At 69.4% G+C, this 24132-nt stretch carries 12 protein-coding genes and 1 riboswitch; of the genes, 6 read left to right on the forward strand and 6 right to left on the reverse strand.

Features of this window, described 5'->3' with window-relative positions:
* Positions 1-6: 6 nt before the first annotated feature.
* Positions 7-816, reverse strand: coding sequence for a tryptophan 2,3-dioxygenase (locus SOM26_RS09940; protein ID WP_320452556.1), 810 nt, complete (start codon positions 814-816; stop codon positions 7-9).
* A 105-nt stretch (positions 817-921) separates the two neighbouring features.
* Between SOM26_RS09940 and SOM26_RS09945 the strand changes: the two genes are divergently transcribed.
* A complete protein-coding gene (locus tag SOM26_RS09945; RefSeq protein WP_320452557.1) occupies positions 922-1419 on the forward strand; it encodes an Lrp/AsnC family transcriptional regulator in 498 nt (165 codons plus the stop codon).
* Here the strand turns inward: SOM26_RS09945 and SOM26_RS09950 are convergent.
* A complete protein-coding gene (locus SOM26_RS09950; RefSeq protein WP_320452558.1) occupies positions 1392-2792 on the reverse strand; it encodes a PepSY-associated transmembrane domain-containing protein in 1401 nt (466 codons plus the stop codon). The genes SOM26_RS09945 and SOM26_RS09950 overlap by 28 nt on opposite strands.
* Positions 2793-2811: 19 nt before the next feature.
* Entirely contained in the window at positions 2812-4971 is a 2160-nt protein-coding gene (locus SOM26_RS09955) for a TonB-dependent receptor (RefSeq protein ID WP_320452559.1), read from the reverse strand.
* Between the two features lie 175 nt (positions 4972-5146).
* Positions 5147-5366, reverse strand: a riboswitch (cobalamin riboswitch).
* Positions 5367-5544: 178 nt separating this feature from the next.
* On the opposite strand from SOM26_RS09955, the gene SOM26_RS09960 reads away from it, so the two are divergent.
* Positions 5545-6462 carry a Gfo/Idh/MocA family protein gene (locus tag SOM26_RS09960; protein ID WP_320452560.1) on the forward strand — a complete coding sequence of 306 codons (918 nt, stop codon included), beginning with the start codon at positions 5545-5547 and terminating at the stop codon, positions 6460-6462.
* A 215-nt stretch (positions 6463-6677) separates the two neighbouring features.
* Here the strand turns inward: SOM26_RS09960 and SOM26_RS09965 are convergent, their stop codons facing one another.
* On the reverse strand, positions 6678-6944 hold the full coding sequence (locus tag SOM26_RS09965) for a glutaredoxin domain-containing protein (RefSeq protein ID WP_320452561.1): 267 nt from the start codon (positions 6942-6944) through the stop codon (positions 6678-6680).
* Positions 6945-7069: 125 nt separating this feature from the next.
* Here SOM26_RS09965 and SOM26_RS09970 point away from each other — a divergent pair, with 125 nt between their 5' ends.
* Entirely contained in the window at positions 7070-8077 is a 1008-nt protein-coding gene (locus tag SOM26_RS09970) for an SMP-30/gluconolactonase/LRE family protein (RefSeq protein ID WP_320452562.1), read from the forward strand.
* 21 nt (positions 8078-8098) lie between these two features.
* Here SOM26_RS09970 and SOM26_RS09975 read toward each other — a convergent pair whose 3' ends face one another.
* Positions 8099-9571 (reverse strand): sensor histidine kinase, encoded by a 1473-nt coding sequence (locus tag SOM26_RS09975; RefSeq protein ID WP_320452563.1) that lies wholly within the window; start codon positions 9569-9571, stop codon positions 8099-8101.
* 228 nt (positions 9572-9799) lie between these two features.
* On the opposite strand from SOM26_RS09975, the gene SOM26_RS09980 reads away from it, so the two are divergent.
* Positions 9800-11173, forward strand: a complete 1374-nt coding sequence (locus SOM26_RS09980; RefSeq protein ID WP_414712040.1) for a glycoside hydrolase family 27 protein — start codon at positions 9800-9802, stop codon at positions 11171-11173.
* Positions 11174-11183: 10 nt separating this feature from the next.
* Here the strand turns inward: SOM26_RS09980 and SOM26_RS09985 are convergent, their stop codons facing one another.
* Complete coding sequence (locus SOM26_RS09985) at positions 11184-12317, reverse strand: glycoside hydrolase 5 family protein (protein ID WP_320452564.1); 1134 nt, start codon at positions 12315-12317, stop codon at positions 11184-11186.
* A gap of 151 nt (positions 12318-12468) precedes the next feature.
* Here SOM26_RS09985 and SOM26_RS09990 point away from each other — a divergent pair, with 151 nt between their 5' ends.
* A complete protein-coding gene (locus tag SOM26_RS09990) occupies positions 12469-13446 on the forward strand; it encodes a family 43 glycosylhydrolase (protein WP_320452565.1) in 978 nt (325 codons plus the stop codon).
* 218 nt (positions 13447-13664) lie between these two features.
* Complete coding sequence (locus tag SOM26_RS09995; RefSeq protein WP_320452566.1) at positions 13665-24104, forward strand: BapA/Bap/LapF family large adhesin; 10440 nt, start codon at positions 13665-13667, stop codon at positions 24102-24104.
* The last annotated feature ends 28 nt before the right edge of the window (positions 24105-24132 follow it).

Consider the following 24132-nt stretch of genomic DNA (forward strand, 5'->3'; position numbering starts at 1 on the left):
CCTCCGTCACAACGCGACCCGCACGGTCAGCAATTCGGGGAAGAACACCTGGTCGATCACCCGCGCCAGATACGGCACCCCCGCCGTGCCGCCCGTGCCCCGCTTGAAGCCGATGATCCGTTCGATCGTCTTCAAATGCCCGAACCGCCACAATTGCACCCGATATTCCAGATCGACCAGCTTTTCGGCCAATTCGTACAGGTCCCAATAGCGGTCCGCCTCGGCATAAACCACGCGCCAGGCCGCCTCGACCGCATCCGAAGCGACATAGCCCTGGGTGAAATCGCGCTCGAGCCGGTCGGCGGGAATGGCAAAGCCGCGCCGGTCGAGCAGGCGCAGCGTCTCGTCATACAGGCTGGGCCGTGCCGCTGCTTCGGTCAGCATCGCATGGGCGGCCCCATCGCGCTCGTGGACGGCTATCATCGCCGGGTTCTTGTTGCCCATCATGAATTCCAGCGCGCGATACTGCGCCGACTGAAAGCCCGAGCTGGAACCCAGCTTGCCGCGCATCGCGGTATAATCCGCCGGGGTGATGGTTGCGAGCACGTCCCAGCTCTGGATCAGCTGGGTCTGCACCCGCGCGACCCGCGCCATCATCTTGAACGCCACCCCCAGCCGGTCGGCGATGATCGCCTGCCGCGCCGCCTCCAGCTCGTGCAGGCACAGCTTCAGCCACAATTCGGACGCCTGGTGGATGACGATGAACAGCAACTCGTCATGCGTCCCCGACAGGGGCGCCTGACAGGCGAGCAGCCGGTCGAGTTGCAGATAATCGCCATAGGTCATGTCGGCGGGCCGGGGATCGCGTGCTTCCATGTCCCGGACCTTATACCGGCCACGCGGGGACATTGTTCGCAAAATCGCGGGTGCGTGATAGCATGGGCGGAACGATGTTCCGTTCGACAGGGAAATAGCAGACCGATGTCCCGCACAAAGCTGAACCCCGTCGACTTCGGCCTTCTGGAATCGCTGGAGCGGAACGGCCAACAGTCCTTTGCGACGCTGGCCGCCGAGCATGGCCTGTCCAAGACGTCGTGCTGGAGCCGGGTGCAGGCGATGGAGGAGGCAGGGGTCATTCGCGGCTATCGCGCCGAGATCGACCCCGCCGCGCTGGGCCTGAGCGTCGTCGCGCATGTCCAGGTCGCGATCGACGCCAGCCAGCGCGATGCGTTCGAGGCGGCGGTCATGGACGATCCCGCGATCCTGGAATGCCACTCGATCGCGGGCGAGGCCGATTATCTGTTCAAGATCGCCTGTCGCGATGTCGAGGCGCTGGACGGATTGCTGCGCGACCAGCTGACCCTGTTGCCGGGCGTCACCCGCACCCACACCACGATCAGCCTGAAGGTCATCAAGCCCCCCGCCCCGCTTGCCCGTGCGGTGCAGGCGGCTCAGGCGCGCTTCATGACCCGGCGATAACCCAGCCGGATACCGCTGACCGACAGGATCAGCCCGAAGGCGGACAGGATCAGGATCATTCCATCGTGCAGCACCCGCCGCTCGATCAGCCAGGGCCAGTCCCAGCAGTGGAGCAGATCGAAGACCCAGCGATAGAGCCGCCGCGCCCGGTCCTGCCGCGCAAGGACCTCACCGGTGGCCGGATCGACATAGAGCCAGGTCCGCGCGGGATCGTCGAAACGCTGACGCAGTACCGGCAGCGTCGCGGTCGCGGGCCAATAGGCGTCGCGCTCGCCCAGTCGATCGACCTGCTGGAGGCGACCATCCGGGACCAGCGCCGCCGTCGCATGGTCCCACATCCGGTCGCCGCCATGCGGCGCGGCCAGGGTCGCGGCGTCGAGGATGCGGGCCCGGTCCGACGCACGGTCGATCACGACCCGCATCTGCCCAGCGCTGCCGATGATCTCGACCGTCCGCGCCTGCGGTGCCGCCGCCGCCAGCCGCGCGAGCGTCAGGCTCGGTACTGCCGTCAGCGCACGATAGCGCGCCAGAACCGCTGGCGCGGTCGTGGTCCCGGCGAAAAGCCGCCCCGGATCGACGGAAAGCCACCCGCTGACGATCCAGCTGAGCAGGAACAGCCCGCCGACCAAGCCGCTGACATGATGCCAGAGCATCCAGCCGTGATAGGGACTGATCCGCCCCGCCCGGTAACGCCGTTGCCCGAAGCGTGCACGCAAGATGCCGATCCACAACCCTGTCAGCGCCACTGCGATACCCGGCCCCGCCACCCACAGGACGACCTGCCGCCATAGCGGCTGATCCTGCCGCAGGATGGTCGGGTACAGCCAGTGCGGCACCGAACCGAGCCAGTTCCACATCCTCTGGCTTGCGGTGGTCCGCTGGACCGGCAGGCCGGTGGCCGACGAGACATAGAGAACCGTACCCGCCGGGTCTGCCAGCGACACCTTCCAGAGCGGACGATGCCGGTCGAAACCGCCCGCCACCGTCCATTGGTCGCGCATCAGCCGCTCGGCGGAGCGGACCGGCGTTCCGGCAAAGGCGACGGCGGCCTGGCGGGCCAGCCGCTCGTCGACCGGGGCGAGTGTGGCGGCGCGGCGTGCGGCGCGGGTCCGGATGGTCCCGTCCGCCTGCTCGATCCGCCAGACCGGCTCTGCCCCACGCATCTCCAGCACCAGGCCCGCCGCGCCCGGTGCCAGCGGTGGCGCAACGTCGACCCTGGTCCAGTCGATCGCCGTCGCGCCCTGCCAGCGCGCGGCGGGCGACAACGCGGGATAGGGCACGAAGAGCATGACCAGCCCCGAGGCGAACCACATTGCGAAGAACAGGCAGGTGACGATCCCGACCCAGCGATGGGTCAGGAACAGCCAGCGCAAGATTGCCCGCCGCGCCGCCTTAGAAAGCGGCACGAAGCGCCACGTCGATCGAACGCGGACGGCCGAGCAGCCATTGTTCGTCGCCATAGCTGGTGGTCGCATAGGCCTTGTCGAACAGGTTGGCGGCCCGCAGGTCGACCGCCAGATGGTCGGTCAGCGCATAGGCGATCGTGGCATCCACCGTCGCATAGCCGGGGATGCGGAAACGGTTGGCATTGTCCGAGAAACGCCGCCCGACATAGCGCAGCCCGGCGCGCGCCTGGACCCGCCGGGTGGCATCCCAGCGCAGCCAGACATTGGCCATCGTCTCGGCGATGTTGGGCGGCGTCTTGCCGTCATAGCTGACGCCGCCCGACAGGAAATCATCGAATCGCGCATCCAGCACCGATCCGTTGGCGTCGATGCCCACCGTGCGCGTCACGTCGAGCGTCACCGCCGCCTCGATCCCCTGCGCGGATCGCTGCCCCACCTGTTCGATCGGGCTCGACAGGGTCCGCTGCGCCAGCAGCCCGGTCTTGACGATACGATAGGCGGCCAGCGTCGCGGTGCCGCGCCCGTCCAGGAACAACGCCTTCGCGCCGACCTCGACCTGGTGGCCGCGCGCATTGCTGAACGCCACCTGCCCCGTGGTGACCGTGGTCAGCGTGCCCAGCGGATCGACCCCGGTCGCATATTGCGCGTAAAGCGACAGCGTCGCCTGCGGCTGCCACACCGTGCCGATGCGCCAGGTCGTGTTGCGATAGGTGCGATCGAGGGCAAAGGTCTCGGCCGGTGTTCCTTGCGGATAGGCGATCGACCAGCGCTGCACCCGGTCCTGTTCGTGCCGCACGCCGCCGACGATCGACACTCCCCCGCCCAGCGTCACCCGGTCCTCGGCGAAGATCGCCCATTCGCCGGTTCGCGTGCGATAGCGCGGCGCGATCCCCTGCGTATCCAGGAACCGGCCGGGGTCGAAGCGGAAGGGATCGACCATGTCGACCTGCGCGTCCGATCCGAAATCGTTCTCGTGCGTGAACCGGACCAGATTGGCGTCGAACCCCAGGACCAGCGCATTGCCCACCGCACCCCGGATCGGCGTCTTCAGCGTGACGGCCGCCTGGTTGCCCCACTGCGTCTGGTCGTGGCGGATGCCGTAATTGTCGCTGCGCTGGATCGTGCCCGGCCCTGCTCCCACGGGCGCGACCCAGGCATAGCTTTCCAGATTGCGCCAGAACCGGTCGCTGGTCAGGCGATAGGTGGTGTTGGAGATGCTGATCCAGTCGTTCGGCGTCCAGTCGACCTGAAGCGTGGCGCGATCGTCCCGAAAGCGTAGCCGCGCATCGGCGACATTGTAGTTCGCCCGCCGGTTGCGCGTATCGAGCTGCCCCGCGATCAGCGGCGTTCCGAAATAGGCCATGGGCCGCTGGTCGCCATGATCGCCGCGCAACGTGATCGCCAGCGTCGGAAGCGGCGTCCAGCGCAATGTCCCCGCCAGCGCCAGGCTGCGCGACGATCCCCGATCGACATAACCGTCCGATCGCCGCCAACTGCCGTCGATCCGATAGGCCAGCGTGTCGCCGATCGGCCCGCCCATCCCGGCCGCGGCATGCAGGCTGTCCTGCGCGCCATAGCCGATCTCGCCCTGCACGGAGGTGCGCCGGGCGTCGGGCCGCCGCATCACGACGTTCACCGCACCGCCCAGCGCGCCCTGCCCGTACAGGACCGAGGCCGGGCCGCTCAGCACGTCGACCCGCTCGACCATCCACGGATCGGTCGGAAAGGTGATCGTCCCCGCCGCCGGAAACAGCCGCACGCCGTCGATCAGTTGCAGTACCGACCCCTGCCCCGCAAAGCCGCGCGCGGCGAGCGCGGTGCCGCCATTGCCCAGATTGGCGACGCTGGTGATCCCCGGTGCGCGGGTCTGTGCATCGACCAGCGACTGGTCGCCCCGCGCACGGATCGTGTCGCCGTCCAGCGTCGCGATGCTGGCCGGCGTTTCCAGCGGCGTCAGGTTCAACCGGCTGGCCGTCGCATTAGGCATGGTCAGCACGCCACCGTCCTTTTCGCCGATGACGAGGATGGTGGCACTGTCGCTGCCCCCCTCATTGGCACGGGGTTCGGCCACCTGTCCGATCGCGGGGGCGGCACCCAGCGCGAGCAATATCGCCGGGGCGGCGGAAGTCAGGGAAATACACGACATCGTCTTGTCCTTCGGGCGTCTGACGCACATTGACGGGGGCCCTCCGCATACGCGGCGACGGCCATGCCCGCCGGACGCCACCGGCCACGCGCACGCCCCTCCATGCGGCCCCCGCCGCACCTTTGGCGTCGCTCGTCGGATCATCACCGTGCCTCGGCCATCCCCTGGACCAGGCATGAGCGACCAGACGTCGGCAGGTCTCCTGGCTCGCGGGTCGTCGCCGGGTGTGCGGCCTTCCCAGGTTGCCCCAGTGGCCTGGCCGGATGCGATCATCCCGCCGGTGCACGCCTTGCTCGCCGCTTACAGTTGCAGGGACAGCCCCGGATTTCGGCGACCACTCGCCTTCACCGGATTCCCTTTTCATCCTCCTCCCGGAGGAACCGACGCGATCATGACGGCGCCTCGCGGCACCGCCGCTGCGATCGATAGGGGAAGGCGCCGTGCGGTACAAGACGGCCGAAGACTGCACGGCGGGCCCATCCGCGTTTGACACGCGGCCCCGTGACGGCGGAAAGCCGGACGGATCGAAAGCCCTCCCCGGTTCCATGGCGGCGGGTCGAAGGAGAGACGGACATGCGCGTGCTGGTCATCGGTCTGGGCGATATCGCGCACAAGGCCTATCTGCCCGTCCTGGCGTCCCGCCCCGACATCGCCCTGCATCTCGTCACGCGCGACGCGCAGGTGCGGCACGACACCGCCCGCGCCTGGCGGGTGGCGGGCCATCATGCCACGCTGGACGCGGCGCTGGCGACCGGCGCGTTCGACGCCGCCTTCGTCCACGCCGCGACCGAGGCGCATCCCGCATTGGTCCAGCATCTGCTCGAGGCGCGGATCGCGACCTTCGTCGACAAGCCGCTGGCCGATACGCTGGCGGAAGCCGAACGGCTTATGGCACTGGCGGCGGCGCAGGACACCCTGCTGCGCGTCGGGTTCAACCGCCGGTTCGCGCCCTGTTACGCCACGCTGCGCGACGAAACGGCGGACCTGATCGTCATGGAGAAGCACCGCCACCGCCAGCCGGACGTCGCGCGCCGTGTGATCTTCGACGACTTCATCCATGTCGCCGACACGCTGCTCTTCATGGCGCCGGGGCCGATACGCCGCCGCGTGATCGAACCCAGGGTCGTCGACGGCCTGCTGACCGCGATCACGCTGATGCTGGCGGGCGACGGTTTCACCGCGATCGGCATGATGCACCGGGACAGCGGGTTGAACGAGGAACGGCTGGACATGATGGGCGGCGGCCTCCGCCGGTCGGTGCTGAACATGGCGGACCAGGTGCATCTGGCTGGAAGCGAGGTCCGGACACGACGCAGCGACTGGACCTCGGTCGGCTGGCAGCGCGGGTTCGAGGCGATGTGCCTCGACTTCCTGAGCGCCGCCCGCGACGGGGTGACGACGGATGCCGAGGATATTCTGGCGACCCATGCTCTGTGCGAGGCGATGACCGAAGCAGCGGAAGCCGTGGGGGCGATGCCGCCATCCTCCTGAAGTGTTTCGGCCACCCGCTCTACCCTTGCGAGGGTTTCCCATGTCCCCCAAGCACCATCCCGGCGAAGGCCGGGATTCAGTTGGGCGATCATTGGACGTCTCTCTTGCCGTTTCCCAACTGGGCCGCGGCCTTCGCCGGGGTGGTATGGGGTTCGGGAGAGCAGGCCTGTTTTAGCTCGGCTGTCGCCTGAACGGCAGAACAGGAACGATCGCGCCTAATCGGCGAGATACGCCTCCAACGCATCGCTGCCGCCGATGCGCTCGCCATCGATGAAGATCTGCGGAGTGGTGGCGACGCCCTGCTCCGCCTTGAACGCCTCGACCTCGTCGCGCGAGGACAGGATGCGGTCGTCGACCTCATAGCCTGCGCCCTCCAGCATCTCCTTGGCGCGCACGCCGAAGGGGCAGGTATGTTCGGGCAGGACCATGCGGTAGAGGGTCGTCGTCTTCTGCTCCGCCATGTCGTTTTCCTTCTGGGTCATGCGACCACAGCGTCGGCCCGTCCAAAGGGTTCCGCCCCCCCCTCCATCGCCCGGCCCCGATGGCCCAAACCGGCAGGCGGATCAGTGGCTTGCGCGGCTTCCGGGCTTCGCGCATCATCATGGACATGACACCCGATCGCCGTTCCGTCCTGGCCGCAGGCCTTGCGCTCATGGCCGCGCCCGTCGCGGCGGCACAGGGCGCGCCGCGTCTTCGTCGCCTGTCCCCAGCGCTCGACCGCATGATCGCGCCGGGCACCGAGCCCGAGGTGATCGCGACCGGCATCCGCTGGGCCGAGGGGCCGGTCTGGGTGCCGCGCGGCGGGTATCTGCTGTTTTCCGATCCCCCGGCCAATCTGGTGCGCCGCTGGCAGCGGGGACGCGGGCTTTCCGTCGTGCTGAACCCGTCGGGCGCGCCCGGCACCGATCCCAAGCTGGTCCGCGAACCCGGCGCAAACGGCCTGTCGCTGGATGCCGGTGGTGCGCTGCTGATCGCCAATAGCGGCGGGCGCAGCCTCGACCGCGTCGACCTGGGCACCGGCCGCCGCATTGTGCTGGCCGATCGTTATGCGGGCAAGCGCTTCAACAGCCCCAACGACATGCATGTCGCGCGCGACGGCGCGATCTGGTTCACCGACCCGCCCTACGGCTTTCAGGACGGCGACCGGTCACCGCTGAGGGAACAGCCGGTCAACGGCGTCTATCGCCGCCGCCCCGATGGTCGCATCGACCTGATCGACGGCGAGCTGACCAAGCCGAACGGCATTGCGATGTCGCCCGACGAGCGGAAACTATACGTCTCGGTGTCGGACGAGGCGGCGCCGCGCATCATGGTCTATGACGTGGATACGCATGGACAGGTGAGCGGCCGCCGCGTGCTGCTCGACGCCAGGGCGATGCTGGCGGCGGGCGGCGCGGGATTGCCCGACGGCATGAAGGTCGCGCGCGACGGTACGCTCGTCTGCGCGGTGCCCGGCGGCATGATGCTGATGACGCCCGACGCCGAACCGCTGGGCCTGATCGAACAGGGCTCGCCAATCGCCAACTGCGCCTTTGGCGAAGGCGGCCGCGCGCTGTTTCTGGCGGCCAATGACCGTATCCTGCGCGTGGCGCTGCGCCCCGGCTGGCAGGGCTGATCGAGGTCCGGGCGTAACGCCCTAGGCGTCGCCCTCGATCATGCTGGCCGACACGGGAATGGCGATCGTGCAGTGGACCCCGTCCGCCCCCAGCGCATAGGTGGTACGCGCATTCAACTGATAGGGCAGCGCACGCTCGATCAGCTCGCGCCCCTGGCCGTGACGATCGGTCCGGGTATCGGCTTGCGGCATCGCCACCCCGCTTTCGCGCCAGTCGATATGCAGCCACGGCTTGCCATCGGCCCCGCACGGATCGAGCGACCACCGGATCGCCAGCCGCCCATCGGCCTGGCCCAGCGCGCCATGCTTGATCGCGTTCGTCGCCAGCTCGTGGATCGCCATGGCCAGCGTGTGCACCGTTGTCGAGCGCAACCGGACGCCCGTCGGCCCCTCCAGCGTGGTCCGCCCCGCCCGGCCGCCCATCGCCGCCAATTCGGTGTGGATCAGATCCTCGAACGACACCCGGTCGTGATCGTTGAGCCGCGACAACAGCCCCTGCACGCGCGACAAGGCGGCCATACGGTCGTCGAAATGTGCCAGGAAACCGGCCAGGTCGTCGGTCCCCCGCGCGGTATGGTCGGCGATCGAACGGACGACGCCCATCAGGTTGCTGGTCCGGTGTTGCAGTTCGGCGATCAGTACGCGCTGCGACGCCTCGCTCCGGCGCAGCGCCGCCTCGGTCTTGCGGCGGTCGGTCAGGTCGGCGGTGACGACCAGGAAGCGGCTTCCCTGCCCCCCGGTCGGCGGCAATAGCGAGATCGTGCTGCTGGCCCAGACCTGCGAACCGTCGGGCCGGAAATAGCGTTTGTCGAGGGTGCTGGGACGCCCGGTGGCCGCCGCCTGCGTGATCGCGATCAGGCTGGGGGCCATGTCGTCGGGATGGGTGATCTCGGCCACGCTGGCGTTCAACAGCGCCTCGGCCGGGCGCCCGACGATCCGGCAAAGCTCGTCGTTGACGCGCAGGAACCGCCCCTCCGGCGTAATCACCGACAGCCCGACCGGCGCGGTGGCGAAGATCGCCGCCAGCTGGCTTTCGCTGTCCGCCAGCCTCACCTGCACCACCTCTTCGCGCAGCCGCAGGATTTCGGCCTGGGTCGCCTTCCACTCGCTGATGTCGCGGGTCGTGGTCGCCACGCCGTCGCCCAGCTTCACCACGGTCTGATAGAACCAGCCGTCGAACTGCTCATGGACATAATGACGCTCGGCCTGTTCGGGCAGGCCGGTTTCGGTGACGCGGCAAAAGGCGTCGAATATCCCTTCCTCGACCACGCCGGGATTGCGTTGCAACAGGCTTTCGCCGCGCACCTCGCCATATCTGGTTTCCGAGGTATGGTTGTTCAGCACCCAGCGGAAATCGACGATCCGCCCCGCCGCGTCGCGGATCGCCACGAACACCTGGATCATGTCGGTCGAGGCATCCATCGTCGCCTGCAACAGCTCATGGCTGGCCTGCAACTCGGCGGCGCGCCGTCGTTCGCGTTCCTGTTCGTCCACTCGTCCGCCCCGCCTGTCGCCGATATCCGCATGCGCTGGTTACAGCAGGCCGCGCCGCTTGCGTAGCCATGCTTGATCGGTCCGGCGCGCCCAGGCCCGGCAATGTCCGACTTTTCATATACACCATCCGCTCGGTGGCCAGCATGGCCAAGAAGCTTGCCCCGGCCCGTTCAACCTCTACAAATGTACGACTAGAAAAAGAACGACAGACCGACGGGAGTGGACGGCATGACGATCGACAAAGGCGGGATCAGCCGCCGACAGGCGCTGGCGGGCGCGGCGCTGACCGGCGGCATGGTGCTGGGGGCGCAGACGGCCCCGCTGGGTGCGGCCACGACACCCCCCGCCCCGCTCGCCCCGCGCCCGCCCATGGGCTGGAACAGCTGGAACAGCTTCGCCACCACCATCACCGAGGCGCAGGCGCGCGAAACCGCGGCGATCATGCGCGAAAAGCTGCTGCCCTTCGGCTATGACATCTTCACCGTCGACATCCAGTGGTACGAGCCCGAGGCGTCGAGCTATACCTATAACAGCGCGCCCATGCCCGCGATGGACGACCATGGCCGGTTGATCCCCGCGCCCAACCGTTTTCCCTCCAGCGCCGACGGATCGGGCTTCACGAAGCTGGCGGCTGATGTCCATGCGATGGGCATGAAGTTCGGCATCCACCTGATGCGCGGCATCCCGCGCCTGGCGGTCAAGCGGAACCTGCCGATCCTGGGCACCCGCTACCGCGCCGCCGATATCGCCGACACGACCAGCATCTGCCCGTGGAACCCGGACATGTACGGCGTCGACATGAGCAAGCCCGGCGCGCAGGCCTATTATGACAGCGTGTTCGCGCTCTATGCCTCTTGGGGCGTCGACTTCGTCAAGATGGACGATATGAGCCGCCCCTATGACGCGCACGTGCCCGAGATCGAGGCGGCACACAAGGCGATCGGCGCGAGCGGACGCCCGATGATGCTCAGCCTGTCGCCGGGCGAGACGCCGGTCATCCGCGGGCCCCATGTCCGTCGCTTCGCCCAGATGTGGCGCATCTCGGACGATTTCTGGGATGAATGGCCGATGCTGGAGGCGCAGTTCACCCGTCTGGAGAATTGGACGCCGCATCGCGGCCCCGGCGGCTGGCCCGATGCCGACATGTTGCCGCTCGGCCGCCTGGCGCTGGGCAAGCGCGACACCAAGTTCACGCCCGACGAGCAGCGCACGCTGATGACCCTGTGGTCGATCGCGCGCTCGCCGCTGATCATGGGCGGCGACCTGCGCTATCTCGATGCGCCGACGCTGGCGCTGCTGACCAATCGCGCGGTGCTGGCGGTGAACCAGGCCTCCACCGACAACCAGCCGCATTTCGTCGAGGACGGTGCGCGTATCTGGTCGGCCAAGCCGGAGGGCGCATCCGGCGACCGCTATCTCGCGCTGTTCAATACCACCGACAAACCGAAGGAAGTGGCGATCCCGCTCGCCATGCTGGGCCTGTCGGGCAAGGCCGATGCAATCGACCTGTGGGAGGGCAAGACCCTTGGTCCGGTTGCGGGCCGCATGGCGCGCACGCTCCCGCCGCACGGGGCGGGCCTGTACCGACTGCGGGCGGGCTAACTCTCCGCCCTCACCGCACCGCCGGAACCACACCCTTCGGCGCCGTCGCCAGTCGCCGGATCAGGTCGGTTTCCGCCTGCCGGTACGGCGTGCCATCACCACGAAACACCTCGTGGAACCAGATGGTCGGTTCCTCCAGCACATAGGGACGTTTCCAACTGTCCCAGGGCAGCCGCGTCTGCGTCCTGCCGTCGACAAAGCCCCAGTTCATCATCGCGACATTGTACCGCTTGGCGATGGGCAGCGAGCCGTCGAAGGTCGATCCGTTGCCGCGCGCCATATACTCTGTGCACAGGATCGGGCGGTTATAACCCTGAAGCTGCTTCACCCGCCGCTCGAACGTCTCGGGCCAGCTATAGTCGTGGAAGGTGATCACGTCGGACTGCGCCAGTTGCAGCCTGTCCATCGCCGAACCCTTGCCGCCGGGTGTCCAGTCGTTCCCCTGCCACACGCCGGAGGTCAGCGGCTGCGACGGTTCCGCCGCGCGGGCCCAGTCGAACACCTGAGCCAGCATCGCGCGGACCAGCGGCTCCTTGCCCTCCTGCCCCTTATATTGATCGGCGCCATTGTCGGGCTCGTTCCACAGGTCCCAGCCCAGGATGCGCGGATCGTCCTTGAACGCGCCGATCACGCCCTGGACATAGGTCCGGTATTTCGGCCAGTTCGCCCGGTCTCGCAGCCCCGCCATGCCGGGCCCCTGCACCCATCCCGAATTGTGGACACCGGGGATCGGCGGATGCTGCGGCCCCAGCTTCGGGTCCGGGTCCCAGCAACTGTCGAAGAGGACGAAGAGCGGGCGGATACCATGGGCCTTGGCGATCGTCAGGTACTGGTCGATCCGGCGCTGGAACCCCGCCGGGTCCTGGACCCAGAGCTGATCGTGCAGGAACACCCGCATGGTGTTCATCCCGATCCCCTGCGCCAGGCCGAGTTCATGGTCGATGCGCCGGGGGTCCCATGTCTCGGCCTGCCACATCTCCAGCTGGTTGATCGCGCTGGCGGGGGTATAGTTCGAACCGACCAGCCAGGGCTGGCGATCATACCAGGCGCGCGCCTGCGCCTCGGTCCAGCGGCCCCGCGCCTCGGCGGGCAGCGCAGGCAGCATCGCGGCGATCGCCACGCCCAGGTACAGCCGCATCCTCATCCCCGTCTCTCCCGCTGAATGGCCGGTGGTTTGTCCCGGTCCATTTCCTCGCTGGGGTGGAATGTTCTTGAAAAAGTCGGACTTATCAAGTGATGTCTGCCGCGAACCAGGGGCCGGACATGAGAGCACCCGTTTCGAGGAGAGGATGAGGATGAGGCCGTTTTCCTGTATCGCCGCCGCGCTGGCGCTCGCCGCGACCGGATCGGTGATGGCCCGGAACCCGCAATTCGAGGGGGCAGACCCGCATGCGGTGATGATCGGCGACGAGATGTGGATCTTTCCGACCGGCGGACCGGGGGGAAGCTGGGCCGCCGATCGCTTCGGCGCCTTTTCCAGCCGCGACCTCAAGACTTGGCGGCCGCGCGGCGAACTGATCCGGCGCGACCAGATCAAGTGGATCGAGGACGACGGCGCGCGCGAGCATTTCCTCTGGGCCCCCGGCGTCGCGACGCGGGGCGGCAAATGGTATCTCTATTATTCGGTCGGACCGCAAAACCCGACGCCCAGCCGGATCGGCGTCGCCATCGCCGACCGGCCCGAGGGCCCTTACCGCGACAGCGGCCGCCCGCTGGTCACCGGCGGCAAGGGGTTCGAGGCGATCGACCCGATGGTCTTTCAGGATCGCCGGTCGGGAAAAATCTATCTCTATGCGGGCGGCAGCGCAGGCGCGACGCTGCGCGTATGGGAACTCAAATCCGACATGATCTCGATCTCGCGCGAGGTGAAGGTCGTCACGCCGCCGCAATTCACCGAGGGTGCGTTCCTGCACGAACGCAACGGAACCTATTACCTGTCCTATAGCCATGGGCGGTTCAACGGACCGGATTATTCCGTCCATTACGCTACAGCCCCGTCGCCTGTCGGGCCCTGGCGGTATCGCGGGGCGATCCTGACCAGCGACGGGGCACATCAGGGGCCGGGCCATCACAGCTTCGTGACGACGCCGGACGGTCGCACCCTGATCGTCTATCACCGCTGGGACCGCGGGCCCGGTCCGGGGCCCTTCCAGGGCGAGCGGGTCGTCGCGATCGACCGGGTGGACTATGCCCCCGACGGCACGATACGCTCGATCCGCATGACCGACGCGGAAGCCCCGATCCTGACGGCAGGGCGTCCATCCCGCCGCTGACGATCGTCTGCCCACCCGCACGCCGGGTGGGTCGTTATCATGCGCTAACCAACTGTATCAGCTCCGAAAACGGAATTTCGGCATCATCCTCCCAAATCCTGACGTTTCGATCGTCACAAAGGGGGACGTCCTGCGGTTGCATGGAATCACCATGAGCGCGGTCCCCCGCCCGGCCGTCGTGCCGGATCGTATCGATACGATAATGGGAGGAACAGGCCATGCAGACCCAGATCATCGCAAAGGCGACCGGCGCGTCGACGACAGCCAATGGCGACCTCATCGAACTGAGCTCCCCCAGCGTCGTCCGGCTCGACCTCGACCGTTCCCGGATCGCGACGATGGTGCGCGAAGGCGACGACCTGGTCATCCGCCTGACCGATGGCCAGACGATCCGCGTCGACCATTTCTATGGCGAGCAGAAGGGCGGCGACAGCGACCTGGTGCTGCGCGACCAGCAGGGTGGGCAATGGCTGGCCCACCCCTCGTCCAGCGGCTCGGGCCGCTTCACCGCGATCCGCGACATCGACGACCTGATGGGGACCGCGAACGACACCCATGATCGGGGGGGCGGCTTCATCCTGCCTGCGGTGCTGGGTGCAGCGGGCATCGGCGGCCTGATCGCGGCGGTGTCGGGCGGCAAGGGTCGCAACGATTCCGACAAGGGCGACGCACAGGCGCCGGGCCAGCCGACCGCGGGCTTCACCGCGCGTGGCGACAGTGTCACCGGACGGGGCGAGCCGGGCGCGACAATCCGGGTAACCGACCCACAGGGCAATGTGATCGGCACCGGCACCGTCGGTGCTGACGGCAGCTTCAACATCCCGGTCACGACGCCCCAGACCAACGGCCAGCCCGCGAACGTCACGCAAACCGACCCGGCGGGCAACACCTCCCCCGTCGCCACCGTCAATGCGCCCGATATGACCGCCCCCTCCGCCCCGACTGCTACCGTGAATGGCCAGGGCACGACGATCACCGGCACCGGCGAGCCCGGTGCGACCGTCACGGTCCGCGACGCCAGCGGGCAACCGCTGGGTTCCACGACGGTGGGCTCGAACGGCAGTTACACGCTGCCGCTGACCACGCCGCAGGCCAATGGCGGCACGCTGACGGTGACGCAGGTCGACCCGGCGGGCAATGTTTCCCCGGCCGCCACCGTCAGTGCCCCCGACACCACGCCGCCGGTTGCCCCGACCGCGACGATCACGGGCAACGGTACGACCGTCATCGGCACCGGAGAGCCCGGCGCGACCGTGACGGTGCGCGATGCGGGCGGGCAGGTCCTGGGTACGACGCCGGTCGCTGCCAACGGCGGCTATAGCGTGACGCTGACCACGCCACAGGCCAATGGCGGCACGCTGACCGTCACCCAGGCGGACCCGGCGGGCAACAACTCGCCAGCGACCACTATTGCCGTCGCCGACACTACCGCCCCCGCCGCCCCGGTGGTGGTGGTCGGCGCGGATGGGGCGACGCTGACCGGCACCGGTGAAGCCAGGGCGACGGTCCAGGTCCGTGACGCGGCGGGCCAGCCGATCGGCACCGCCACGGTGGCGGCCGATGGCAGCTTCAGCGTCGCGCTGCCCGCCGGAGCCTCCAACGGCCAGACCCTGTCCGTCGCGCAAAGCGATGCCGCAGGTAACACCTCGCCCCCCGCGACCATACCGACCCCCGATCTGGTCGCCCCGGGTGCGCCCACGGGAACGATCGCGGGCGATGGCACCATCGTCACCGGCACCGGTGAACCGGGCGCCACCGTGACGGTGCGTGACGCAGGCGGACAGGCGCTCGGCATTGCGCAGGTCGGCACGAACGGCAGCTATACCCTGCCGCTGACCACGCCGCAGGCCAATGGCGGCACCCTGACCGTCACCCAGACCGACGCAGCGGGCAATACCTCACCCACGACCACGGTCGCGGCTCCCGACATCACGCCGCCGGTCGCGCCGACCGCCACGATTTCGGGCGACGGCACCACCGTCACCGGCACCGGCGAGCCCGGCGCGACCGTGACGGTGCGCGACGCAGGCGGGCAAGTCCTCGGCACCGCCCCTGTCGGCACGAACGGCGGCTACACTCTGCCGCTGACCACGCCGCAGGCCAATGGCGGCACGCTGACCGTGACGCAGGCCGATCCAGCGGGCAATGCCTCGCCCGCCACCAATATCGGCGCGCCCGATATCACCGCCCCCGCCGCCCCGGTGGTGGCGGTGAGCGCGGATGGGGCGACGCTGACCGGCACCGGTGAAGCCGGGGCGACGGTCCAGGTCCGCGACGCGGCGGGCCAGCCGATCGGCACCGCCACGGTCGCGGCCGATGGCAGCTTCAGCGTCACGCTGCCCGCCGGAGCCTCCAACGGCCAGACCCTGTCCGTCGCGCAGAGCGATGCCGCAGGCAACACCTCGCCCCCCGCGACCGCGCCGACCCCCGATCTGGTCGCCCCAGGCGCGCCCACCGCGAGCGTCGCGGGCGATGGCGCCAGCATCACCGGCACCGGTGAGCCGGGCGCCACCGTCCAGGTCCGCGACGGGACAGGCACCGTCATCGGGACGGCCACGGTCGATGCCCAGGGCGGATACACCGCGCCGCTGGCCACCGCGCAGGCCAATGGACAGGCGCTGAGCGTCACGCAAAGCGACGCGGCGGGCAATGTCTCGCCCCCGGTCGCGCTGACCGCTCCCGACATCACGCCCCCCGCCCCGCCGCTCGCCACGCTGTCGAGCGACGGCGCATCCGTCTATGGCAATGGCGAGCCCGGTGCGACCGTGCGTATCGTCGATGGCAACGGCACGTTGCTGGGCACGGCCGTGGTCGCCGCCGACAGCAGTTATGCCGTGACACTGGCCACGCCGCAGACCAATGGGCAGCAACTGTCCGCCAACCAGACCGACCCGGCAGGCAACGTCTCGCTTGCCAGCAATGTCGCGGCACCCGACATCACCGCGCCGGGTGCCCCCGTCGCGACGATCTCTGCGGATGGCAGCATCGTCACCGGCACCGGCGAACCCTTCGCCACGGTCGCCGTGCGCGACCCCGGCGGCGCGGTGATCGGCACCGCGACCGTGGCGGCCGACGGCAGCTTCTCGACGACCCTCACCCCGGCCCAGGCCAATGGCGAGGCGCTGACGCTGAACCAGACCGACCGTGGCGGCAACGCCTCACCCGACACGGGGCTGCTCGCGCCGGATATCACCGCACCCACCGGCCTGACCGCCGCGATTAGCGGTGACGGCGCGATCGTCTCGGGCACGGGCGAAGCTGGCGCCAGCGTCACGATCCGCGATCCCGCAGGCACCATCATCGGCACAGCCACCGTGGCCGCCAATGGCAGCTATTCGGCGACGCTTACCCCCGCACAGGCCAACGGACAGACGCTACAAGCGACACAGGCCGACGCGGCGGGCAATGTTTCGGCCCCCGCCAACGTCATCGCACCCGATATCACGCCGCCGATCGCCCCGACCGGATCGGTCATCGACAATGGCGCGACCCTGGTCGGCATCGGCGAAGCGGGCGCGACGCTGATCGTGCGCGCCGCCGACGGCAGCGTGCTGGGCAGCGGACTGGTCGATGCCAACGGCAATTTCGTGGTCACGCTGAACCCGGTGCAGGCCAACGGCGAGACCCTCCAGATCGCGCAGAGCGATGCGGCGGGCAATGCCTCGCCAAGCGTCACCGTCCTCGCCCCCGACATCACCGCCCCCATCGGCCTAACCACCGCGATCAGTGGCGACGGTGCGATCGTCTCGGGCACGGGTGAGGCTGGCGCCAGCGTCACCATCCGTGATCCCGCAGGGACCATCATCGGCACCGCCACCGTGGCCGCCAATGGCAGCTACTCCGCGACGCTTACCCCCGCGCAGACCAATGGCCAGACGCTCCAGGCGACACAGGCGGATGCCGCAGGCAACGTCTCGGCCCCCGCCAATGTCCTTGCGCCCGACACCACCGCGCCGCTCGCCCCGACCGGATCGGTCGTAGACAGTGGCGCCACGCTGGCGGGCACCGGCGAGGCGGGTGCGACGCTGATCGTGCGCGCCGCCGACGGCACCGTGCTGGGCAGCGGACTGATCGATGCCAACGGCAACTTCTCCGTCACGCTGAACCCGGTACAGGCCAATGGCCAGACCCTTCAGATCGCGCAGAGCGATGCGGCGGGCAATGCCTCGCCAAGCGTCACCGTCCTCGCGCCCGACATCACCGCGCCGATCGGCCTGACCGCCGCGATCAGTGGCGACGGCGCGATCGTCACCGGCCTGGGCGAAGCGGGGGCGACCGTCACCATCCGCAACCCCGGCGGCGCGATCATCGGCACCGCCACGGTGGACCAGAATGGCAGCTATGCCGCGATTCTCACCACGCCGCAGCGCAATGGCGAGGTGTTGCAGGTGACACAGGCCGATGCGGCGAACAATGTCTCCGCCCCCGCCACGACCACCGCACCGGACCTGACCGCACCGCTTGCCCCGGTGGGCACGCTGTCGGCAGACGGCGCGCAGGTCATCGGCACCGGGGAGGCGGGCGCGACCGTCTCCGTCCGCGCCGCCGACGGCACCGTGCTGGGCACCGCCGTCGTCGACGCGGGCGGGGCCTTCACCGTCGCGCTGTCCGCGCCGCAGGCGAATGGCCAGACGCTGGCCGTCGTGCAGGCGGATACGGCGGGCAATGTCTCGCCCGCCCTGTCGCTGACCGCCACCGATACGACCGCGCCGATCGGGCTGACCGCGACGGTCGACGCCACCGGCACGGTCGTCAGCGGCCAGGCGGAGGCGGGCGCGACCGTGACGGTACGCGATCCGGCGGGACAGGTGATCGGCACCGGCACGGCGGGCACGACCGGAGCCTATGCGGTGGCGCTGACCACCCCGCAGGTCGATGGCGAGCAGCTTCAGGTGACGCAGGCCGATACGACCGGAAACACCGCTCCCCCCACGCCGGCGACGGCGCCCGACATCACCGCACCCGCAGCCCCCGTCTTTGCCCTGGATGCGAACGGTGCCAATGCCAGCGGCTCCGGTGAGGTCGGTGCGGCGGTCACGCTGCGCGATGCGGGTGGAACGGTGATCGGCACCGGCACGGTCGGTGCGGACGGCCGCTTCACCGTCGCCCTCAGCCCGGCCCAGGCCAATGGCGGGACGGTCGGCGCGACGCTGACCGATGCGGCGGGCAATGTCTCGCCGGTCGCCAATGCTCCGGCTCCCGACATCACGGCCCCCGCCGCGCCGGCCGCCACGCTGGAGGCGACCGGAGGAATCGTGTCGGGCACCGGCGAAGTCGGCGCGACCGTAACCGTGCGGGCCGCCGACGGCACCATCCTGGGCACCGGCGTGATCGGCAGCCAGGCGGCCTATGCCGTCGCCCTGTCCGCCGCACAGCTGAACAGCCAGGTGCTGAACGTCGTCCAGGCCGATGCGGCGGGCAATTCGTCGCCCTCGACCACCGTCATCGCGCTCGATCGCACCCCGCCCGCGCCGCCGGTCGCCAGCGTGTCGGCCGATGGCGCGAAGCTGACCGGCACCGGCGAGGTCGGCGCGGTCGTCACGATCACCGACCCGGTCGGCCAGGTCATCGCCACGGTGCCGGTCGGCGCGGACGGCAGCTTCGGCGTGACGCTGTCGCCCCCGCTGACCAACGGCCAGATCCTGTCGCTGACCCAGGCGGATGCGGCGGGCAATGTCTCGCAAGCAGGCAACGCCACCGCGCCCGACCTCATCGCCAACGACACGCCGCTGGCCCCGACCGCGACGGTCGCCGGTGACGGCGCCAGCGTCGGCGGCACCGGCCAGGCGGGCACCGCCATCACCGTGCGCGACGCCAGCGGCGCGGTCATCGGCACCGGCACCGTCGCCGCCGATGGCAGCTACAGCGCGACGCTGACCACGCCGCAGTTGAATGGCGAGACCGTGCGCGTGACCCAGACCGATGCCGAGGGCGACGTCTCACCCCCCGCCGTTGCGATCGCGCCCGACCTGACGCCGCCCGCCATTCCCGTGGCGGCGATCGATGCCACCGGCACCGTCGTCAGCGGCACCGGCGAGATCGGCGCGACCGTGCGGGTCCTCGACACCAATGGCGCGGTGCTGGGCACGGCGACGGTCGGTGCCACGGGCGCCTATGCGGTCGTCCTCGGCACGCCCCAGGTCAACAACCAGGCCCTGACCGTGGTGCAGGCGGATGCGACGGGCAATGTCTCGCCCGGCGCGGCGCTGACCGCGCCCGACCTGACCGCCCCGCTCGCCCCCACCGGCCAGGTGGCGGGCGACGGGACGAGCGTGACCGGCACCGGCGAGGCGGGCGCGACCGTCACCGTCCGCGATGCGGTGGGCACCGTGATCGGCACCGCGCAGGTGGCCGGTGACGGCAGCTTCACCGCCCCCCTCTCCCCCGTCCAGGCCAACGGCCAGGCGCTCACACTGACCCAGGCCGATCCGGCGGGCAACACCTCGCCGGTGACAGCCGTCGCCGCACCCGACATCACCGCGCCCGTCGGCCTGACCGCGGCGATCGACAGCGCCGGAACGCTCGTTACCGGCCAGGGCGAAGCGGGGGCGACCGTCACCATCCGCGATGCGACCAACACGATCATCGGCACCGCGACCGTGACGACCGACGGCACCTATGCCGCGATCCTGACCCCGCCGCAGGCCAATGGCCAGTTGCTGCAGGCGGTCCAGGCGGATGCGGCGGGCAACGGCTCGGCCCCCATCGCGTTGACCGCGCCCGATATCACCGCCCCGCTCGCTCCGGCGGGCATCGTATCGGGTGACGGCACAACCCTGACCGGCACCGGCGAAGCAGGCGCCACGGTTACCATCCGCGCGCCCGGCGGCGCGGTCATCGGCACCGCGCTGGTGGCAGCGGACGGCAGCTTTACCGCACCGCTCACCCCGGCGCAGGCGAACGGCCAAGTCCTGACCCTGACCCAGGCCGATCCGACCGGCAATGTCTCGCCCGTCGCACAGACACCGGCACCCGACATCACTGCGCCGGTCGGCCTGACCGCCGCGATCAACGGCGCAGGCACGATCGTCACCGGCCAGGGCGAAGCGGGGGCAACCGTCATCATCCGGGATCCGAACGCCGCCGTCATCGGCACCGCAACCGTTGCGGCGAATGGCACCTACACCGCCATCCTGACGACGCCGCAGCTCAACGCCCAGTTACTTCAGGTGACGCAGGCGGATGCGGCGGGCAATGTCGCCGCCCCGGCCACCGTCACCGCACCGGACCTGACCGCACCGCTTGCCCCGGCGGGCACCGTGTCGGGTGACGGCACGACGCTGACCGGCACCGGCGAAGCGGGAGCCACCGTCACCATCCGCGCCCCCGACGGCACGATCATCGGCACCGCGCTGGTGGCGGGTGACGGCAGCTTTACCGCATCGCTCAACCCCGCCCAGGCGAACGGCCAGCTCCTGACCCTGACCCAGGCCGATCCGACGGGCAATGTCTCGCCCGTCGCGCAGGCATCGGCACCCGACATCACCGCGCCGGTCGGCCTCACCGCCGCGATCAACGGCGCGGGGACCATCGTCAGCGGCACCGGCGAGGCGGGCGCGACCGTCACGGTCCGCGATGGGCTGGGCAATCCGCTCGGCACCGTCGTCGTCGCGGCGGGCGGGACCTATGCGGTCACGCTGACCACCCCGCAGGCCAATGGCGAGGCCCTGAGCGTCGCGCAGGCGGATGCGACGGGCAACACTTCGCCCGCCATCCCGCTGACCGCGCCGGATATCACCGCACCGCTTGCCCCGGCGGGCATCGTGTCGGGCGACGGCACGACGCTGACCGGCACCGGCGAGGCGGGGGCCACCGTCACCATCCGCGCGCCCGAAGGCACGATCATCGCCACCATATTGGTGGCGGGTGACGGCAGCTTTACCGCGCCGCTCAACCCCGCCCAGGCCAACGGGCAGCTCCTGACCCTGACCCAGGCCGATCCGACAGGCAATGTCTCGCCCGCGGCGCAAGCACCGGCCCCCGACATCACCGCACCGGTCGGGCTGACCACCGTCATCAACGGCGTCGGCACGATCGTCAGCGGCACCGGCGAGGCGGGCGCGACCGTCACGGTCCGCGATACGCTGGGCAACGCCATCGGCACGGGCACGGTGGCGACCGATGGCACCTATGCGGTCACGCTGACCACGCCGCAGGCCAATGGCCAGGCACTGAGCGTGGTGCAGGCGGATGCGACCGGCAACACGTCCACCCCCATCCCGCTGGCGGCGCCTGACATCACCCCGCCCGCCGTGCCGACCGCCTTGGTCAACGGCGTCGGGACGGTGGTGACCGGCACGGGCGAGGCGGGCGCGACGGTGCGCATCCTCGATCCGCAGGGCCAGCTTGTCGGCACCGCAGTCGTCGACGTGAACGGTGCCTATACCGCCGCGCTGACCACTGCGCAGGCCAATGGCCAGGTCCTGAGCGTGACCCAGGTCGATCCGGCGGGGAACCCCTCGCCCCAGATCGTCGCGAACGCGCCCGACATCACGCCGCCCGCCGCCCCGACCGCGGCGATCAACGGCACGGGCACGATCGTCACCGGCACCGGCGAAACCGGGACGACGGTCGAGGTTCGCAACGCTGGGGGCACGGTCATCGGCACCGGCACGGTCGCGGCGGGCGGCGTCTATGCCGTCACCTTGCTCAGCCCGCAGGTGGCGGGCCAGACGCTGGATATCGGCCTGCGCGACGGGGCGGGCAACGTCTCGACCAGCGTGGCGATCACCGCGCCGTTCGACATCAGCGCGTTCGACAATGTCGCCTCCGCCACGGTCGACCTGGTCCCCGTCCAGACCAACGAGACGCTGGGCAACGCCAACTATACCGCGCTCGCCTCGCTGGGCCTGGTCAATGTGGACGCGCAGGTGCTGGCCATCCCGAACGTCCAGTTCACGGTCGATCCGGGTCATACGCTGGCCACCACCTTCACCTATGACGCCACCCTGTCGCTGGGCGCCGCCAGCGGCTATTCGGTGGTGCTCCAGCGCTTCGACGGGACCAACTGGGTCGCGGTCAATGGTGGCGGCAACACCACGCTGTTGCAGGTCGGCCTGCTGGGTGGCGACCTGGTTGCCGCCGCCGATCTGGATCCGGGCCAGTACCGGGCGTTCGTCACCTTCGACAGTACGGCGGGGGTCGGGCTGGTCGGGGGCTTGCGCGTCACCGGGGTCGACTCCGACTTCACCGATGTCGGCCAGGTTGCGCCGGCGGTGACGAACGGCAACGTCATCTCCGATCCGGGCCCGGGCGGCCAGGTCGACGTCGTCAGCCCGCAGACTCGCGTCGAAAGCGTTACCGTAAACGGCGTCACCACCAGTGTGACGGCCGACGACACGGTCGTCACCGGCCAGTGGGGGACACTGATCATCGACCGGGACGGCACCTACAACTACACGCCCAACGCCAATGCCGATGTAGTGGGCCAGACGGATCGCTTCACCTACACGCTGCTCGACGCCAGCGATAACGAGCGGGAAAGCGCCACGCTGACCATCAATATCGGCAGCCCGGACGTCACGGGCTCACCGGTCGCGGTGGACGACGTGGCGACGGCGAGCGCGACCTTCGTCAACGTCGTCCAGACATTGCCGCCCGTGCTCGACACGACATTCGGCACCCCCACCGCAAGCCTGCTCAGCGGACCGCAGACGGGCCAGACCGTCGATAGCTTCACGGTCGATGCCAACAGCCTGGCCAACGTCACGCTACGCGCCGAAATCGCACCCGGACTGTCGGTCCTGCCCAGCGTCGCCTTCACCGTCACCAATTCGGCGGGGGCGGTCGTCGGCACGGCCAACGGCACGGCAGTCGCCGGGGTCGGTGGCCTGGTCGGCGCCAGCTACAGCGTGACGATCCCCAACCTGGCGGCAGGTACGTACAACTACACCGTCAGCAGCACCAATCCGCTGGGCGGCGCCTATACGACCAGTGTCTTTGTCGGGGAGACGGTGACCCGGCTCGACCAGTTCACCTTCACCGGTTCGACGCCGGTCAGCGGCAACGTGCTGGCCAACGACACGCTGGGCACCCCGTTCCTGGGCATCAAGCTGCTGGTCGGCGGCAGCTTCGTCGATGTCGGCGATGCGGGCCTGACCCTGGCCGGTGCGCATGGTTCGCTGACCATCGACGAGGTGGGGCGTTACACCTATCAGCCGACGACCCCGGTCGCCTATGCCGCCGCCGATCCGATCGACAGCTTCACGTACCAGATCGTGCAACCCGACGGGCAGGTTTCGACGGCGCGGCTGGATGTCGCGATCGATATCGCCAACAACGGCGTGGCACCGGTCTTCCCGAGCGCGGCGGTCGCCGCACTGTCGGTGGACCACTCGGTGTCATTTACCGCCGATGTGGTGCCGATGATGCTGACGACCGCCGAGCAGCACCAGACGGTGGCGACGGTGGATCACGGCGACGCGCGGATGGCGCTGTCGATGATGGAGGGTCAGGGCAGCGTCGAGGATGTGCTGTCGCGCTACCTGGAAGCCCATGCGCCGACCAGCGACTCTGTCACGGTGGCCAACGACCTCCATGCCATGCCGACCGCTTCGGAGCCGGTCGCGACGCCGGGCCTGCCACAGGATCCGCTGGGCTACCTGACCGTTTCGGTCGATCTTGAGCATGAAAAGCCAGTCACCATGCACATCATGTGACCATCTTGCGCAGCCATCCGGAAACGGA

The organism is Sphingomonas sp. CFBP8993 (assembly GCF_034044895.1).
GTDB lineage: Bacteria > Pseudomonadota > Alphaproteobacteria > Sphingomonadales > Sphingomonadaceae > Sphingomonas.

Excerpts from the sequence above, each read along its gene's own strand:
- SOM26_RS09955 (WP_320452559.1), bottom strand. The coding sequence starts at position 4,971 with ATGTCGTGTATTTCCCTGACTTCCGCCGCCCCGGCGATATTGCTCGCG.
- SOM26_RS09970 (WP_320452562.1), top strand. The coding sequence starts at position 7,070 with ATGACACCCGATCGCCGTTCCGTCCTGGCCGCAGGCCTTGCGCTCATG.
- SOM26_RS09945 (WP_320452557.1), top strand. The coding sequence starts at position 922 with ATGTCCCGCACAAAGCTGAACCCCGTCGACTTCGGCCTTCTGGAATCG.
- SOM26_RS09965 (WP_320452561.1), bottom strand. The coding sequence starts at position 6,944 with ATGACCCAGAAGGAAAACGACATGGCGGAGCAGAAGACGACGACCCTC.
- SOM26_RS09980 (WP_414712040.1), top strand. The coding sequence starts at position 9,800 with ATGACGATCGACAAAGGCGGGATCAGCCGCCGACAGGCGCTGGCGGGC.
- SOM26_RS09985 (WP_320452564.1), bottom strand. The coding sequence starts at position 12,317 with ATGAGGATGCGGCTGTACCTGGGCGTGGCGATCGCCGCGATGCTGCCT.
- SOM26_RS09960 (WP_320452560.1), top strand. The coding sequence starts at position 5,545 with ATGCGCGTGCTGGTCATCGGTCTGGGCGATATCGCGCACAAGGCCTAT.
- SOM26_RS09995 (WP_320452566.1), top strand. The coding sequence starts at position 13,665 with ATGCAGACCCAGATCATCGCAAAGGCGACCGGCGCGTCGACGACAGCC.
- SOM26_RS09940 (WP_320452556.1), bottom strand. The coding sequence starts at position 816 with ATGGAAGCACGCGATCCCCGGCCCGCCGACATGACCTATGGCGATTAT.
- SOM26_RS09990 (WP_320452565.1), top strand. The coding sequence starts at position 12,469 with ATGAGGCCGTTTTCCTGTATCGCCGCCGCGCTGGCGCTCGCCGCGACC.